Consider the following 3223-nt stretch of genomic DNA (forward strand, 5'->3'; position numbering starts at 1 on the left):
CGCCCCCGCGTTCCCCCGGGCAGCGGGGCACACCGCGCCTCCCCCGGCAGTGGGGCCCGCATCCCCTCCCCGGCTTCCCCGCACGTCCAGGCCGGCCGCCCGCACGATGGCGGCGACGGCGGCGGCCGGGTAGGCGGGCCGCACGCGCGCGTAGCTGGGGCGCGCCGCCTCGAAGGGGTTCCCGCCCGCGCCGCCCCTGTTCTCCGGCGCGCTCACAGCAGCGCCGACCCGAGGCGGCACACGTTGTCCACGTAGTGCGCGTACCACGGCTTCCCGATCCACTCGGCCAGGGTGAGCTCCCGGGACCGCTCGCGGTAGCGCTGGTCGTTGGCGGCGATCATCTCCGCCAGCCCGGGGTCCTCGGCCAGCAGCATCACCTCGTAGTTGAGGCCGAAGGACCGGAAGTCCATGTTCGACGACCCTATGGTGACGGTCCGGCGGTCGATCATGACGTACTTGGAGTGCAGGACGGTGGGCGCCTGGTACAGGTGGATGCGCACGCCGGATTTGAGCAGGGGCTCGTAGTAGGAGCGCTGGGCGTGGCCGACCAGGAACTGGTCGGACTCCTCGGACACGAACAACTCGACGTCGACGCCCTTGAGGGCGGCGTTCGTCAGCGCCGACAGGAGGGCCTCGTCGGGGATGAAGTAGGGGCTGACGACCGACACGGAGCGGGTCGCGCAGTGTATGAGGTCGACGAACATCCGCAGGCCGGGCTCGGAGCGGTACGCGGGCCCTGAGGGGACGATCTGCATCGGCGAGGCGTGGGCCCCGCCCGTGTGCTCGGCGTCCTCGCCGCCGCCCAGGTCGTCGCCGCCCGGGTCTTCGGGGTCCAGGTCGGCGGGGCCCAGAACCTCGCCGCACGCGTAGAACCAGTCGGTGGCGAAGACCGTCTCCACCTGGCGGGCGATACTGCCGTGGACGCTGACGGTCGTATCGTGGAACTCGATGCCGGCCTCGGCGTAGGCGGGGGTGTCGTAGTCGGCGGCGACCAGGTTGTGCGAGCCGACGAAGGCGGTGCGGGAGTCGACGACCAGCAGTTTGCGGTGGTTGCGCAGGTCGGGCCGCCGCACGGGGCCCTTGAAGGGGTTGAAGGGCAGCATGACGTGCCATTGGAGGCCGGATCCGTCCAGGCGGTCGCGGAACTCCCGCCACCCGGGGATGGAGCGCAGTCCGTGGTGGTCCACCAGCAGGCGCACGACGACGCCCCGGGCCGCGGCGCGCTGGAGGGCCTCGTAGAGGACCGCGGTGTCGTCGTCCCAGCTGGTCTGGTAGTACAGGACGTGGACGTGGTGGGCGGCGCGGTCCACGGCGTCGGCCATGGCGGCGAAGGCCTCCGCGGGAGCGGTGTAGAGCCCGCCCACGCTCCCGGTGGTCTCGCCGAACCGCGTGGTCTCGCGGTTCATCCGCATGATGGCGGCGGTCGCCTCGTGGGCGTGCGGCGTCCAACCGGGCGCGGCGGCCAGTAGCTCCTTGACGATTCCGGACGCCTTGGGGTCGTCGTCGAGGGCCCTGCCCATTGCCCACCAGGACCCGAAGACCAGGTAGAGGGGGACGCCCAGGAAGGGCACCGGGAAGATGATCAGCAGCCAGGCGGTCGAAGTGGAGGCCCGCCTGTGCCTGGGGACCACGCCGAGGGCGACCAGGCGGATGACGGTATCGACTCCGACGATCGTGGCGATCAGCCACGTCGGCAGCTCGGGCGGCGGCAACGGGACCATGCGCCCAGACTACCGGCGGCCCCCTCAAGTTCGTACGACCAGGTCGGCGAGGCGCGCCCCGTCCCGCGCCCCGTCCTGCGCCGCCCACCTGCGCCAGTGGGGCGCGTACACGTCGCCGTCGCGTGCGAGCGCCCTGGCCCGGCGCTGGCCGGCGCCCCCGCCCGCTTCCACCCACACCGCCAGGTCGGCACTGGCGCGCGAGGCGGGCGTCAGCGCGCCGCAGCCCTCGATGACGGTGGGGATCCCCGCGGGCAGGAGCACCGGGGCGAGGGGGCGCCCCGCTTCCCAGTCCCACGGCGTGTAGTGGGTGTCCCGCCCGGCGGCGAGGTCGCGGGCGATGCGGGCGGTTTCGCGGGAGCCCTCCTCGAGGCCGTCCCACCCGGGGTAGTAGGAGTCGAGGCCGAGGACCCTCCACGGGCCGCCCGGTGGCGCCAGTGCGGCCGCGAGCGTGCTCTTGCCGGCGCCGGAGAGTCCGTCGATCAGCACGAGGGGGGCGCCGGGGCGCCGCGCGTGGCGGGTGCGCGCCAGGGCGTCGAGCGCCCTGGCGACGGCGGGGACGGTGGCCCGGGGCGCCGTCACCGGCCCACCAGCGACAGGTTGGAGGTGAGGACCGCGACGGCGATGGCGGCGGCGGGGATCAGGACGGCGACCGCCATGAGGGCGGCGTCCGCGGCGCCCATCCGGGACGGGCGCGCCCACGTGCGCGGGCCAGGGGCGCCGAATCCGCGGGCCTCCATGGTGAGGGAGAGTTTCGCGCTGCGCCGCAGGGCGAAGACCAGCAGGGAGAAACTCCCCCTGAGGAAGGAGCGGACGCGGGAGCCGTCGCCGATGCCCCGTATGCGCCTGGCCCGTTCGAGCGCTTTCCAGTCGGCCGCCATGAGGCCGGTCATGCGGGCGCCCGCCAGCGCGGCCAGGATGGGCCGGGCGGGCAGGTGGAGGATCTGTGCCAGCCCGTCGCCCATGTCCGTGGGGTCGATGTTCGACAGCAGCACGATGGCGGGCAGGGCGACCGCGCACACGCGCAGCGCGATGCCGATGGCCAGCCAGATGGACCTGTCGGTGATGGCCGCGGGCCCCATGCTCCAGTAGGTGGCGCCCCCGGGGGAGGCGTAGAGCAGCATCGACAGGGCCGACAGGGGCGCGGCGACCGCCAGTGGCGAGCAGCGCAGCGCGAGGCTGCGCGCCCTCATCCGCGCGGCGGGCAGGACGAGCAGTTCGAGGCCGAGCGCCACCGAGGCGCTGACGGGGTCGACGCTGATGAGCAGGGGCGTCGTCATGACGATGAGCGCGAGGATCCGGGTGACGGGGTTGAAGCGGTCGAGTCCGCGGCGCCGCCTCCCGTCCTCCCGGCCCGGGGTCCTGGGCGCCTGCGTCCGGGGGTGGTCGGCGCGGTCCGTTGCCTCCGCTGCGGTGGCGGACGCCTGGGCGCCGCTGCTGCCGGCTCCCCCGGCTCCGTCCGCTCCCCCGGCTTCGTCGGCGTCCTCGGCTCCGTCCGCTCCCCC

At 74.2% G+C, this 3223-nt stretch carries 3 protein-coding genes and 1 pseudogene; all 4 read right to left on the reverse strand.

Annotation, left to right across the window (positions count from 1 at the left end):
• A pseudogene (locus BH719_RS09675) lies at window positions 1-216 on the reverse strand (hypothetical protein); the annotation flags it as partial.
• Window positions 213-1721, reverse strand: a complete 1509-nt coding sequence (locus tag BH719_RS06195; protein WP_009743953.1) for a phospholipase D-like domain-containing protein — start codon at window positions 1719-1721, stop codon at window positions 213-215. The pseudogene BH719_RS09675 and the gene BH719_RS06195, both read right to left, overlap by 4 nt.
• A 24-nt stretch (window positions 1722-1745) precedes the next feature.
• Window positions 1746-2300 carry a nucleoside/nucleotide kinase family protein gene (locus BH719_RS06200; RefSeq protein WP_009743954.1) on the reverse strand — a complete coding sequence of 185 codons (555 nt, stop codon included), beginning with the start codon at window positions 2298-2300 and terminating at the stop codon, window positions 1746-1748.
• On the reverse strand, window positions 2297-3223 hold a 927-nt coding region (locus BH719_RS06205; protein ID WP_009743955.1), incomplete at its 5' end, for an energy-coupling factor transporter transmembrane component T family protein. The genes BH719_RS06205 and BH719_RS06200, both read right to left, overlap by 4 nt.

The sequence above is a fragment of the Pauljensenia hongkongensis genome, assembly GCF_001746855.1.
Classification (GTDB): domain Bacteria; phylum Actinomycetota; class Actinomycetes; order Actinomycetales; family Actinomycetaceae; genus Pauljensenia; species Pauljensenia hongkongensis.